We start from the raw sequence: 13,477 nt of genomic DNA, 5'->3' as shown, positions 1-13,477 counted from the left end.
TCACGAAAAGCGGATCACATGCTTGAAGGGCGTAAAGCCGGTGAGAAAAACAGTAGGTGCTTCCATAGCCGGCAAGGCTCCCCGTAGTGCGATGTTCTTGTGCAGCGCCAGCCCCGGACCGAAAGAAATGGTGTCACCCCCCAATTCATAAGAGCCGGCTGCCTTTTTTAGCAGCCACGAATCCTTGGTGTTTTCAATTTTGGAAACACCTTTGAGCGTTCCGCCAGGCCTGAAAATCAGTTCCAATGCAGCCGGAACACGTTCGGTACCGTTCGTTGCCACTTCGATTTCCATTCCTCCCGGAGTTTCCCGGATCATTACCTTTGTTTCGAGGATCTGTACCTCGCTTTGGGGCCGAAAATTCCGCGGCATTTTCTCCCAGTCGCCATCCGCAACAATGGATTCTTTCGGGTAAGGCTGAAAATAAGGGCCGTCGAGTTTCTGCGTCAGGACCCATTCTTTCCCATTTTCAATGATTTTCTCAGATTGGAACTGGCCTTTCCCGAAAAAAGAAGATGCAAACCGTACACCTTGCAACACTGCATTGCCCTTCATGAATGTAAACCAGACCGGGTTATTCGCGATGAGCGTGCTGTCCCAGCGGTCCCTGCGTATGCGCACGAGGCCTGAGTTCGGGAAAGTTTTGACATAATCGACGGGCACCGGTTTATCGGCGGGCAATTCGGCCCAAAGCGAAGGATCGGTTAGGAAGTAATCCAGAAAACCCGCCGTTTTCATGGCGGCGGTCTTTTCGATTAAGCGGCACATAGCAGCATACTCGCCGTTTCTGTCCTTGATGGCAAAGTAACGGTAAGGATAATAGTAGTTTTCAAGCGTGCCCACAATGGCCTTGTCCTGCCTCCCGGAAGCGTCTGTTACAATTTCGCCGTTAGGATGCACGTAATACATCGTCATGTCGAGGTTCTTCCGGACGGCGTCGAAGAGCTCCGGTTTTTTAAGGCCTTTGCCAATAGTAATAAGCAGCCGGTCGCTAAGAGAGGAGTAAATGAATGTGCTCTTCTCATTATACTGCCCGTCGCGGTCGATATCGATGTGCTCCGCCAGCCATTGCTCTGCTCTCGCGACATATTTGGGATTGGGCCAGAGCTCGTTCAGTTTGGTCAGTGCGGCCGACACTACCCAGCGGTGATTGGGCGTATGAATGCCGCCCACGCTCAACGCGTCGCCCCCGCGTACGAGGAACGTTTTCAGGTTGAGCAGCATTTTGTCGGCACCTTCCGTCCCCGATTGTTCGATGAGCCTATACGCCATCGTCAGTCGCTTCACAAGGAAACCGGTGTCGGGCGTCGAATGAAAGTTGGTCGAAAGCAGGTCAATGGTGCCGTCGCTATGTTGGGTTTTGATCAGGTACAATGCGGCCAGGTCCATGCTGGCGAGCAGTTCTTTGGATCGGTAGAATTTAGAGCCCGGCGAAAACAAGCCGCTCGCGCCATATTGGATCAATGCGGCCGTACTATGCGGATTCAGCAGGTCGAAACCATCGCGCAAACCACCGAGGTCCGGGCTTTTGGAGTCTGTTGTTTGAAAAGTCAGCAAGGATTCAATGCTCTTGTCGGCCTGTTTCACCAACGTCTGAAGCCAATCGGGCATGGAGTCCGACTGAATGTGACGGGCAAACCGGTCGTTGGGTGCCCGCATAACAGGTAATGTGCAGAGTGCCAGTGTACTGTTCCTTACGAATTGTCTTCTGTCCATGAAGGTCGGATTAGGTATTTGGGCAGAAAAGGCTCGGAACACTGCGGGTTACTTGCAATTTGTGACGATCCCGCGGGATAAATGGTAGGCCGTTTGCGAACTATCCTGCTTCCCTACATTCGATTTTTGGTATATTTAATACTAAAATGATATTAACGTTGCAACGGTTACAAGCAAGGGGTTGTCAGTATCTGATGACAAGATATTTCTAGTAGTTTTGTCGGATTTCATTGAAAACACTTTTTGGAACTGCCCGTTGAATATAGGGAACTGAATGAAAACAACTGTACTGCGCAATTTAAGTCTGGGTTATCTGCTGCTTCCCAACCTGATTTTTTCAATCGGCTGGTTCAGGATGCCCATTTCGGTATGTCTGGTCGTGGGGCTTGCGGTTATGTATTTCATCAGCTACCAGCGGGAAAAGACGCTGAAAACCGACCTTGCTCCCCGTCATATGGTCGAGATTGCATTCATTTCACTGGCGATTATTGCGTTTTCGGGGATAGGGGGCTTTTGTTTCCAGGCATTTGATTTCTGGGCACACAATTCGAAATACTACACCCTTTACAATCAGTCGTGGCCGGTTACTTTTAAGGAGAATGGCCGTTATGCCTGCCATTACTTCGGCTTTTTTCTGGTTCCAGCGCTGATTTCGAAAGGTTTGGGCGAACTTTCGGGCATTGCCTTATATCTGTGGGCGTCGGTTGGCCTTTTTATAGGCATCTGCTGGATCTTTATTTTTACGCGTAAAAGCTACCTTTCGCTGGTTTTCTTCCTTTCGCTGGGTGGGGTGGGGCATGTTACCAAAGTGCTTTTCCTGCGTGCGATCGGTCTCAATTACCACGTACCGCCGTTTTTCACCGAAATATGGCCGGTTCTTTACCAGACGCAATGGGCTCCCAACCAGCTCATACCGATCATCATCGTCTCATGCATTCTTTTCAATGACTATGTATATCTCAAAAAGCCTGAAAAGAGCTTTTTGGCCGTCATCTCCATATTTATCTGGGGCATTTTCCCGTCAATCGTTTTCGTGATCATCTTCGGGATGTTGATCGTCCTGCGCTACTACAAGGAGCCCCGGTATTTTCTCAACCCAAGGCCGATGCTCGACCTTTTCCTGCCAGGTTTGCTTTTTATACCGACCTTCTTTTTCTTTTTACAAGGCAAAAACTCCGTTGTGTCCGGTTTTATCTGGCAGTTCAATCCGCTGAATGAAATTGCATTCCACTATTTCTTTGGCGTGGTGATCGACCTTGCGGTACTTTACGGCATTGTACTCATTTTGAAGCTACACAAAAGCCAGTACGCTCCGGTGATCCACGGCCTTTTTCTGCTCTTGATCATGATATCCCTTTTCCGGATGGGTAAATGGAACGACTGGTTCCTGCGCGGAAGCACGCCCGTACTCACGCTGTTGTCACTTTTTATACTGCACCGCTTTGCCGAATGGGCGCAAGAGCACCCCGGCTGGTATAAAATGCGCGTCGCTTACCCGATCATTATTTTCCTCGTGCTGGGCTTGGTCGTTCCCTTATCGCACATCAAGCGGGCGCTGACGGAAAATGTTATCATGCAATCACTTTTCCCCGATAAGGTGAAATTCACGCCTTATCCCTATAATCAATACGAGGATTTCTACCAGCTGGGCAAAGCCGTTTATTCGGAGCAGGAAGCCAATCAGTTTCTGGGGCAGAAAGGGTCCTTTTATGAAAGGTATCTGGCGCGGTGAGGGGCGTCACAACCTCCCCACACTCCGCACATACTCCGGCGCCACGCGGTTCCGCGACGCCTGTTCGTACGCATACGCGATGCGGATCAGCTCCGGTTCCTGGTAAGCCTTGCCGAGGAAGGAAATGCCTACCGGCAGGCCGCTCAGCATGCCCATCGGTAATGTAATCGACGGGAAGCCGGATAGCGCTGCCGGACCGTAGGAACCGTAACCGGTCCAGAAATCGCCATTGACGAGGTCGATGCACCAGGCTGCACCGGTGGATGGGCCGCATAATGCGTCGAGCCGGTGTTTATCGAGCAGGTCGCTCAATGTGCCGGCCACGCTATTGATTTTTTCCAGTGCCTCTTTGTATTCTTTCGTATTTAAATCGCCTTTCGCCTGGGACGTTTCGAAAAGCTCCTGACCGAAATACGGCATCACTTTTGCCTTGTTGGCCTTGTTATACGCAATAAGGCCTTCCAGCGACTTGATTTTCGCATTGGACTTGGACAAATAGCGGTTGATCCCATCCTTGAACTCATACTGCAACACCAGCGATTCCGCCCCCGGCAGCTGCTGCACCTTCATGTACTCGATTTCCACAATTTCGGCGCCGGCAGCTTTCATTTGTTCCAAAGCCTTAGCCAATAGGTCGTCTATTCCCTCATGCTTTTTCAGCATCGTCTTTTCGACTCCAATACGCTTGCCTTTGAGGCCATCGGCATCCAGGAACGCGGCATAATCCGTGGGTAGCTGCTGTGAGGCTGTATGTTGGGTAAGATCGGCGGGGTCCCGGCCGGCTATGGCCCCGAGTAGTGCGGCCGCATCGGCGACAGTCCGCCCGAATGGGCCGGCAGTATCCTGCGTTTTCGAAATGGGGATGACGCCGCTCCGGCTTACCAACCCGACGGTCGGTTTAATGCCGACGACGCCGTTCATCGACGCCGGGCAGGCGATGGAACCGTTTGTCTCTGTGCCTACCGCCACGGCACAAAGATTGGCGGCCACCGCCACCGCCGAGCCGGAACTTGATCCGCACGGGGATCGGTCCAGTACATAGGGGTTTCTTGTCTGCCCGCCGCGGCTGCTCCACCCGCTCGACGACCGTGTCGACCTGAAATTGGCCCATTCGCTGAGATTGGTTTTGCCCAGAATCACCGCTCCGGCTTCCCTGAGCCGCGTTACGAGAAACGCGTCTTTCGAAGCCACATTATCAAGCAGCGCCAGCGAGCCGGCAGTTGTTTTCATTTGGTCGGCGGTGTCGATATTGTCTTTAATGAGAACCGGGATGCCGTGCAGCGGCCCGCGGATTTTACCCGATTTACGCTCCTTGTCAAGCGAGGCCGCAATGCGCAGCGCGTCAGGGTTAAGCTCGATCACCGAAGCAAGTTTTGGTCCTGCCTTGTCGGTGCGGGCAATTTCGTCGAGGTAGTGATGCGTCAATGCTAACGAAGTAAGCCTGCCCGATTGCATGCGTTTGGTCATTTCGGCTACGGTCATTTCCGCATATACGGAGGGAGCGGGCTGCCAGGCAAATGCGGGCATGACGGCAAACACCCCCGCTGCCGAGCCAAGCCGGATAAAGTTTCTTCTTTTCATGAACGTGATTGGACAGGTTCTGTTTACCTGCAATATAGGAAGTCCTGTTTTACCGACGGGGAGGCGTCCCCGTGAGAATTTTCCAGATCCACATAATCAGGAGAAGGGGCGATATAATAATGGTAGTAAGTAGCGCGGCGGCACCGAGAATGGCGGCAAAAATAACTCTTAGTAAAGCCACAAAAAATTTACTCATGAATCAGGGCAAGCATGTTGGTGTAAAATTAATTTCATGTTCGGTTACATTTAGTGGGAAATGATTCTTGGCTTTGTAGAACCCTTGCTACTAGTCCTTTCAGGTTTGTAATAAAATGCCTGTAAAACATTAAATTATATCCTAAAATAAGCATATTTATTGGATTGGCACGGTTATTTTTTTAACTTTGATATATGAATTTTAGTATAAATAATTGCATTAGTATGAACTTCTTATCAAGCGTTGTTGGGTATTCCGGGAAGTTATTTTTTGCAACTATTATGTTTTTCGCGATGATTATTTCGACTGTTGTTTCCCTGCCATTCATAGGTGCAGGACTGATTAAAGATGCTATTAATGCACATCATCAACCTGAGGAGAGCAATTGGATTGACGAGTATAGCGATTACTAATATATAAGTACCGGAAGCGAAGGGGGTATGGACGGGAGGTCCGTACCCCCTTTCGTCGTTATAGCCCCTGGCACAAATTATCGCCGCAGCACGGCCCGCGAATTGCGCGAAATGGAGTAATTTGCCATGCAATTATTTGTATTTACTCCAATGTCTTCATTTCCAAAGCTTTCAGTCCCTCTGTTTCTTTTCTGCCTGGCCGCCGCTTTATGCCCGCTACATGCGCAGCAGATGCGCTACACTTTTGAAAAGGGGTTGATGGGCTCCCCTTTCAAACTCGTTTTTTACGCACCTAATGATTCGATTGCGAAGGTCGCGGCGGGTAATGCGTTCAAGAGGGTGGAGGAATTGAACGAGATTATGAGCGATTACCGCGACGGCAGCGAGATTAACCGGCTGTCGGCAACGTCCGGGAGCGGGAGATGGGTGCCGGTAAGCAAGGATCTTTTTGAAATATTGGCCGTTTCACAGGACATCAGTGCCAAAACGGGCGGTGTTTTCGACGCTACGCTTGGGCCGGTGGTGCAGATGTGGCGCCACGCGACCCGTAAAGGAATTTTCCCGCCCGACGAGGAGATCCGCGATGCGCTGGCGCGTACAGGCTATTCAAAACTGAAAATGGACGCCAGGTCGCGGAGTATTATGCTGACGCAGAAAGGCATGCGGCTTGATATCGGTGGTCTCGGCAAAGGGTATGCTGCCGAAGAAGCCATTAAGGAGCTCAAAAAACTGGGCATCACGTCGGCCATGATGGATGCGGGCGGGAAAATCGTCCTTACCGATCCGCCTCCGGGTTCGAAGGGCTGGAATATCAATGTGTCCAACGGCAGCGATTCGCTGAAAGCCATGCAACTGTCCAATGTGGCGCTCGCCACTTCCGGCCCTACTTATCGCTTTATGGAATACAAAGGTGTTCGCTACTCGCATATCGTTGATCCTAAAACAGGTATCGGCCTGCTTTTTCACGTTCGCACGACGGTCATCTCCCCCGACGGAACGGTGGCGGACGCGCTGGCGACAGCATTCAGCGTGGCGGGCATTAAAAGGAGCAAAAAATACCTCAAACACTTCAAAGGCAGCAGGGTGTGGCTCGTCGAAAAGCAAGGCGAGCGCACGGCCGAGTGGAATATGCTTGAATAGGAAGTGATAAGAATTGGATAAAACTGGTAAATATTAGTTTCAAATGTATATTTTAAATGGTTGTTTAAACTTTTCATTTAAAACATTTGGCATTGTTATTTCTATTGCACAACTTTGATCCGTTGATTCAATTAAGCAGCTGCAATCATTAACAAAAACCTAACACACCAGAATCGTGAAGTGCGTTACAGAAAAAAGTGAGGATAAGATAAGGGAGGCGGCAAAGCGTGTTTTTCTGAAGAAAGGTTTTGACGGCACTACCTCGCGTGATATCGCGAAGGAAGCTGATATGAATATTGCATTGACGAACTACTATTTCAGAAGCAAGGAGAAGTTGTTTCTTGAAATTTTCAAAGATGTGCTGGAAGAATACTTTCAGAACATGCTCGCGATCCTGAACAAGGACATTGATATAAAAACCAAGATCTCGGAGATTATCGACAACGACTTCGAAATGATGAAAAAGGAACCCGACCTGATAATTTTCATCATGAACGAGATCCACAAATCACCGCAAAGACTTTTTCCGGATATGTCGATTTTCAGGCAGGTCAGGGAGACTTATTTCAAAAAGCAGTTGGAGGAAGGGGCGGCCAACGGGACATTGCGGCCCATGCAGCTCGAAAATATCCTTCCACTGATCAAATGCGGCGTCGAGTTTATTTTTATGGGGAAAGAAATCCATAAGGAGCTTTTCGTGATGACCGACCCGGATTTCGAGAAATACGCGGAAGAACAAAAGGAGCACATTAAGGCGATGGTGTGCAACTATCTGGTGATCGGGTAGCCATTTTTTTTGCCACTTCATTAAACAAACATTTAAAATAAACATTTGTTCTAGCCATGAAACACCTGTTCCATGTCACGGGGATGTTATGCCTGATGCTTTTTCAGCAGACCCAGGCGCAACAGTACGACCTCAACCAATTGCTGGACCTGGCCATGAAAAACGATTTCAGTGTTCAGGCCGCGCGGCTCGATGAAGCCAAAACGAATGCGAAGATCGACGAGGTGCGCGCTGGACTGTTGCCCAGCCTGAACGTGTCGGGGGACTACAAGCGGTATTTCAAAATTCCGGGACAAGTAGTGCCAGCCAGCGCATTCGGCGGACCGGAAGGGCAGTTCAGTACGCTCGCATTCGGATTACCCTATAATCTTTCGACAACCGCGCAAGTGACTCAGGCACTGTATAATCCGTCGGTGAAATATGCATTGAAAGCGGCTAACCTGAATCGCGAGCTGACTTCCCTGAGTACCACGCGGACAAAAGAGGATGTTGCCTACAATGTGACGGATGCCTATTACAACCTGGTTACCGTGGCCCAGCAGATGGCGTTTCTGGATAGTAACCTTATTTCGCTGGATAGACTTTACAAGGTTTCCGCCCTGCTTTACCAGAATAAACTTGGCCAGCGCGTGGATGTGGACAGGATATTGATTAACAAAACTTCCACTGAAACACAGCAGGCGACGCTGAGAGATACTTACAATCAGCTGGTCAACCTTTTGAAATACTACACTGGAATCCCCCAAAATGATACGGTGCGTATATTAGTTGGCGTTCGTAATGTGACGCTGCCGGATTATGCCGATTGGGATAAGACGAGGCGTACGGATGTGGCTTTGCTTCAAAAGCAAAAGGATCTTAACGAGTTGCAGGACAAGAATATACGCTCCGGGCTGATCCCCACTGTGAATGCCTACGGCGTGGCGAATATGGCGTTCTACGCACAGGGCGGAGAAAACTCGACCTTCCAGGACGTGCCCGGTTACTGGGCGGGTTTGCAACTCAACTGGAATGTATTCGACGGGCTGGCTAGGAAAGCGAAACGCAGTCAAAACCAGATCGACCGGGAGAAACTCGACGTTCAGTTGAGGCAGGTGCGCGAGGCCATTCAAATGGAAGAAAACAATGCGCGGAACAAGTTCGGCGTGGAGCAAAAGAACATCCATGCCAAAAAGGAGCAGGTAGCGCTTGCGGAGCGGGTTTACAAGCAAATCCAGCTTCAATTTAAAGAAGGTACCGTATCGCTCACCGACGTAATACAGGCCGAAAACAGCCTTCTCGATGCCCAAAGCAATTACCTGACCTCGCTCGTACAAATCCTGAAAGCCGAACTCGAATGGAAAAAAGCGACGGGGCAACTGGTTCAGAAATAAAGATACTTCATCAATAATGCCATCTTCATCAACAGACAGGCACTTCATCAACAGCTAAAAATTAATGAGTGAATGTGCGAATGAGTGAATGTTGCTTGTTCTCTCGTCGCCTTCGCTCGGATTTTCACTCCAAGGTATTCACTCATTCACAATTCACTCATTCAACACTCATGAAACGTCTATTCATCTTCCTGGGAATTATTGCCGTACTAGGGCTTACTGCGGCGAAGTTGCTGAGCAACAAGGAAAAAACAGAGCAAAAAGTATATGTACCCGACCCTGACCCCAAGGTAGGGGTGAAGGTAGCAGTGGCTGAACTACGCGATCTTTCACAGGAATCGGGGTTTTTGGGATCGTTTGACCCAAACCGGAAGGCTGAAATCCGTCCCCAGGCAGGTGGCGAGATCGTGAAACTCAATGTAGAAGTAGGGCAGCACGTGGCCGCCGGGCAATTGATCGCTAAGATCGACGACGAGCAGCTGCATTACCAGGTGGAGGCTTTGCAAGTGACATTGGAAGGTTATCAGAATGACTTGAAACGCTACGAAGCGTTGGTGAAAGGCGACGCGGTTCCTGCGGTGAATGTCGAAAGGACGGAGTTGAGCATCCGCAGCACGCAGGCGCAAATCAAGCAGTTGAACAAGCAAATCAAAAACACCAGCATTATTGCGCCGTTTGGCGGAATTATCACTGCCAAAATGGTGGAGAAAGGCTCGGTAGTGAGTCAGGGAACACCGATCGCCGAGATTACTGATATTTCTTCACTGAAATTGGTTGTGAATATTCCTGAGAAATCGGTGAATGAATTCAGGACAGGTAAAAGCATTTCCGTACACACGGATGTATACCCGCATGCGAACTTCAATGGCCGGGTGACGATGGTTGCCGCTCAGGGCGACGAGGCACATAACTATCCTGTGGAAATTACTGTGCAGAATTCATCAACCAATCCATTGAAAGCGGGCATGTATGGCTCGATCGCAAGCGCGGCGCGCGTGAAGGGCGAGGCATTGGCGGTACCTCGGCAAGCGATCATGGGCTCGGCGAAGCAGCCGCAATTGTATGTGGTTGAAAACGGCAAGGCCGCATTGCGCGACGTAGCGGTAGGTGCAACCACGAACGAATACTATGAAATTACCAAAGGCCTGAAAGCCGGGGACCAGGTCGTGACCAGCGGGCAGATCAACCTGCAAAACGGGACATCGGTTATCGCACAGTAAACACTTCATCAATAAGCTCATGAAATTCATTGAAACCATATTGAAGCGCCCGTCGATGATCATCGTGCTTTTCGCGATCCTGTTCATTGGCGGTCTGGTTTCCTATAACCAGCTTAGCTACGTGCTGCTGCCGGAATTCTCCGTTCCGACCATCACCATTACAACATTATATCCAGGCGCGGCGCCGACGGAGGTAGAGGCCGAGGTCAGCAAGAAGATAGAAGACGCGGTGTCCGGCCTGGATAATATCGAAGACGTGACTTCCAAATCGATGGAAAGTGCGTCGCTCGTGATCGTGCAGTTTAAGGCGGGTACCGACATCGATAAGGCATTGGAGGATGCCCAGCGCGATGTGAACAATATGCTCAGCGACCTGCCCGACGACGCCGAGACTCCTTCATTATCCAAAATCTCGCCGAGCGACCAGCCCATTATGCAGCTGCTTGCGACTTCGAGCCTGCCCAATGAAGTTTTTTATCAACAGGTAGAAGACAAATACCTGCCGATGTTGCAGCAGATAGAAGGCGTGGCCGAGATTACGATGACCGGCGGCGACCAGCGGGAGATCCGTGTTAATGTAAATAATGATAAACTGCGTTTCTACGGACTATCGCTTTTGCAGGTAACACAGGCCATTAACCAGGCCAACCTTGATTTCCCGACCGGGAAAGTGAAAAGCACGTCGGAGAACATGACCTTGCGGCTAGCCGGTAAATTCGCCTCACTCGACGATATCCGCAACCTTGTCATCACATCGCCGGTAAACAATAGCCCGATCCGGGTAGGCGACGTGGCCGAGATCACCGACGGCCTGACCGACGCCGAGAGCATCAGCCGGTACAATGGCGGAAACGGTATTGGTTTGTTTATCAAGAAACAATCCGATGCAAATGCCGTCGAGATCAGCAAATCGGTACAGGCGAAGCTGGCTTCCATTGAGAAGGCCAATGCCAAAGACAAAATTAAATTCGCGATCGCTTACGACAGTTCGATATTTACGCTGGAATCGGTGGAAGCGGTAACGCATGATTTGGTGATCGCGGTAATCCTCGTCGCCGTGGTAATGCTGCTGTTCCTGCACAGCTTCCGGAATGCATTCATCGTCATGGTTTCGGTACCTGCTTCGCTCATCGCCGCATTCCTTTTTATGTACGTAATGGGCTATTCGCTCAATCTGATGACGCTCCTTGCGCTTTCGCTCGTGATCGGTATCCTGGTCGACGACTCGATAGTGATCCTGGAAAACATCCAGCGGCATTTGGAAATGGGGAAAAATGCCTGGGATGCTACCATCGACGGCGTTACAGAGATCGGTTTTGCTGCATTAGCCATTACGCTCGTGATCGTGGTCGTTTTTGTGCCGATTACCTTTGTGAATTCGGTGATTGCAGATCTTTTGAGGCAGTTTTCATTGACGGTTGCCTTTGCTACAATGGTCAGTTTGCTCGTGAGTTTTACATTAACTCCCTGGATGACGTCCAATATGGCGAAAGTCGAACGTCTTAACCCAAAAAATCCGGCGCAAGCTTTCCTGATCTGGTTTGAAAAAGGTTTGACAGCAATCACAAAATGGTACCACGGCTCCCTGGAATGGGTGCTAGGGCACAAACTGGCTTTCTCGGGTATATTGGTGGCGATCGTGGTCATGACCGGCTGGGTAATGGGCCTGGGTATTATCGGTTCGGAATTTGTGGCGGAAGGTGATCAGGGTAAGTTCCTGCTCACGATGAAACTCGATAAAAGTGCCTCATTGCAACAGAATAACCTCACCGCGCGAAGCATTGAAGACTACCTCCGCAAAAAGCCGGAAGTAAAAACGATTTTCGCGAACGTCGGTGGTGCAAGTACCGGTCTGAACAGTTCAGGACGTGGCGAGACCAACCGTACGGAGCTTACAGTGGAGCTTATACCAGTAAAAGAACGCAAGAATGCACAGCCGACAGAGGATTATATGCTCTCGGTACGTAAGGAACTGGAACAGAAATTCGCGGGAGTGGAATTCAATTCGGCAGCTATCGGGATGGTAAATTCAGGAACTGCGCCTATTGAAGTATTCCTCAGCGGCGACAACCTCGATAAAATCCTGGCCGCGGCAAATGACCTCGCCAATCGCCTCCGGAAAACCCCGGGAGCAAACGACGTCAACGTCTCGGTAGAGGCTGGTAACCCCGAGGTGCGCGTGGATATCGACAGAGAAAAGATGGCAAAATTGGGTCTGGATATTCAAACCGTGGGTGCAACCATGCAAAATGCATTCGCCGGTAACGACGATTCTAAATTTCGCGATGGGGGAGAAGACTACGATATCCGCATTATGCTCGACGCATTCGACCGCAAGAACCCGGAGGATGTGAAGGCGATTACATTTTACAGTCCGGTGGCTAAGCAATCCGTGCAGCTTGCACAGTTTGCGGATGTAACCCTGAGTACCGGTCCGAGTATTGTTGAGCGCAAAAACCGTCGCTCATCCGTCACAGTCACCGCCAATACATTAGGGATTGGATCGGGAACTTTGGTGAGTAATATTCAGGCCGGTTTAAAGGAAAATCCGCTCCCGGACGACATTATACTTACCTGGGGCGGTGACGCTAAGAATCAGAGCGAAGGCTTTGGTTCATTGGGGCTGGCGATGTTGGCGGGGCTCATGCTCGTGTATTTCATCATGGTGTTGCTCTACGACAGTTTTGTGTACCCATTTGTCGTGCTGTTTTCGATCCCGGTTGCGGTGATCGGCGCGCTGCTGGCGCTGGCATTATCGTCGTCGAACATCGGAATATTCGCGATGCTTGGTATGCTGATGCTGATCGGCCTCGTAGTGAAGAATGCGATCCTGATCGTCGATTTTGCCAATCAGCAAAAGGCATTGGGTGTGCCATTCCGCCAGGCCATTCTCATTGCCGGCGAAGAACGCCTCCGGCCGATCCTGATGACCACGATCGCGATGGTGATCGGGATGGTGCCGATAGCCACCGCAACAGGTGCCGGGGCCGAATGGAAGAACTCGCTCGCATGGGTACTGATCGGCGGTTTGACCAGCTCGATGCTCCTTACAATCTACCTGGTGCCGATGGCATATTATCTGGTTGACAGGCTGGGAGAAAAATGGAACGCGTGGCGTGCGAAGCCGGGGAGGGTACAGGAAAGCGTTGTAGTGGAAGAAATTTAAAGAAACTGAGTCTGGTAACATGAAAAAATTAATGTTTTGTCCGGTAACTTTAACTTCTTCCTGCAAACGCAAAGTCGGTCAGAGCTTGACGGTTACAGGTCCGGGCACGGAAACGGGGCAAAACATTTTTTTTCTTTTTACCCGAAAAATACA

General features: G+C 50.2%; 9 protein-coding genes. 7 read left to right on the top strand and 2 right to left on the bottom strand.

Translation table 11 applies throughout. The annotated features are described in order from the left end of the window. Positions 1-1,716, bottom strand: coding sequence for a hypothetical protein (locus ACTJJJ_RS22315; RefSeq protein ID WP_440703070.1), 1,716 nt, complete (start codon positions 1,714-1,716; stop codon positions 1-3). 274 nt (positions 1,717-1,990) lie between these two features. Between ACTJJJ_RS22315 and ACTJJJ_RS22310 the strand changes: the two genes are divergently transcribed. Continuing rightward, positions 1,991-3,448, top strand: coding sequence for a hypothetical protein (locus ACTJJJ_RS22310; protein ID WP_188935775.1), 1,458 nt, complete (start codon positions 1,991-1,993; stop codon positions 3,446-3,448). A 6-nt stretch (positions 3,449-3,454) separates the two neighbouring features. Here the strand turns inward: ACTJJJ_RS22310 and ACTJJJ_RS22305 are convergent, their stop codons facing one another. Then, positions 3,455-5,029 (bottom strand): amidase, encoded by a 1,575-nt coding sequence (locus ACTJJJ_RS22305; protein WP_440703069.1) that lies wholly within the window; start codon positions 5,027-5,029, stop codon positions 3,455-3,457. Between the two features lie 420 nt (positions 5,030-5,449). On the opposite strand from ACTJJJ_RS22305, the gene ACTJJJ_RS22300 reads away from it, so the two are divergent. The 6 genes from ACTJJJ_RS22300 to ACTJJJ_RS22275 all read left to right on the top strand — a co-directional run bounded on the left by ACTJJJ_RS22300 (position 5,450) and on the right by ACTJJJ_RS22275 (position 13,324). Next, positions 5,450-5,638 carry a hypothetical protein gene (locus ACTJJJ_RS22300; RefSeq protein WP_188935772.1) on the top strand — a complete coding sequence of 63 codons (189 nt, stop codon included), beginning with the start codon at positions 5,450-5,452 and terminating at the stop codon, positions 5,636-5,638. Positions 5,639-5,788: 150 nt separating this feature from the next. After that, the gene (locus ACTJJJ_RS22295) at positions 5,789-6,778 is read left to right on the top strand and encodes an FAD:protein FMN transferase (RefSeq protein WP_188935771.1); all 990 of its coding nucleotides are present in this window, start codon (positions 5,789-5,791) and stop codon (positions 6,776-6,778) included. Between the two features lie 175 nt (positions 6,779-6,953). Further along, positions 6,954-7,565: a TetR/AcrR family transcriptional regulator gene (locus tag ACTJJJ_RS22290; RefSeq protein WP_188935770.1), complete on the top strand. Its 612-nt coding sequence runs from the start codon at positions 6,954-6,956 to the stop codon at positions 7,563-7,565. 56 nt (positions 7,566-7,621) lie between these two features. Continuing rightward, positions 7,622-8,938, top strand: coding sequence for a TolC family protein (locus tag ACTJJJ_RS22285; RefSeq protein ID WP_440703068.1), 1,317 nt, complete (start codon positions 7,622-7,624; stop codon positions 8,936-8,938). Positions 8,939-9,108: 170 nt separating this feature from the next. Further along, positions 9,109-10,158, top strand: coding sequence for an efflux RND transporter periplasmic adaptor subunit (locus tag ACTJJJ_RS22280; RefSeq protein WP_188935766.1), 1,050 nt, complete (start codon positions 9,109-9,111; stop codon positions 10,156-10,158). Between the two features lie 19 nt (positions 10,159-10,177). Next, positions 10,178-13,324 carry an efflux RND transporter permease subunit gene (locus ACTJJJ_RS22275; RefSeq protein ID WP_440703067.1) on the top strand — a complete coding sequence of 1,049 codons (3,147 nt, stop codon included), beginning with the start codon at positions 10,178-10,180 and terminating at the stop codon, positions 13,322-13,324. The last annotated feature ends 153 nt before the right edge of the window (positions 13,325-13,477 follow it).

It is taken from the genome of Dyadobacter sp. 22481, from assembly GCF_052044875.1.
In the GTDB taxonomy this organism is placed as follows: Bacteria; Bacteroidota; Bacteroidia; order Cytophagales; family Spirosomataceae; genus Dyadobacter; species Dyadobacter endophyticus.
The sequence above is the reverse complement of the archived record's forward strand: the minus strand, read 5'-3'. Positions and strand labels throughout refer to the sequence as shown.

Bases quoted from the DNA above. Each gene is read 5' to 3' on its own strand.
- ACTJJJ_RS22295 (WP_188935771.1), top strand. From the start codon at position 5,789: ATGTCTTCATTTCCAAAGCTTTCAGTCCCTCTGTTTCTTTTCTGCCTG.
- ACTJJJ_RS22300 (WP_188935772.1), top strand. From the start codon at position 5,450: ATGAACTTCTTATCAAGCGTTGTTGGGTATTCCGGGAAGTTATTTTTT.
- ACTJJJ_RS22315 (WP_440703070.1), bottom strand. From the start codon at position 1,716: ATGGACAGAAGACAATTCGTAAGGAACAGTACACTGGCACTCTGCACA.
- ACTJJJ_RS22305 (WP_440703069.1), bottom strand. From the start codon at position 5,029: ATGAAAAGAAGAAACTTTATCCGGCTTGGCTCGGCAGCGGGGGTGTTT.
- ACTJJJ_RS22280 (WP_188935766.1), top strand. From the start codon at position 9,109: ATGAAACGTCTATTCATCTTCCTGGGAATTATTGCCGTACTAGGGCTT.
- ACTJJJ_RS22275 (WP_440703067.1), top strand. From the start codon at position 10,178: ATGAAATTCATTGAAACCATATTGAAGCGCCCGTCGATGATCATCGTG.
- ACTJJJ_RS22310 (WP_188935775.1), top strand. From the start codon at position 1,991: ATGAAAACAACTGTACTGCGCAATTTAAGTCTGGGTTATCTGCTGCTT.
- ACTJJJ_RS22285 (WP_440703068.1), top strand. From the start codon at position 7,622: ATGAAACACCTGTTCCATGTCACGGGGATGTTATGCCTGATGCTTTTT.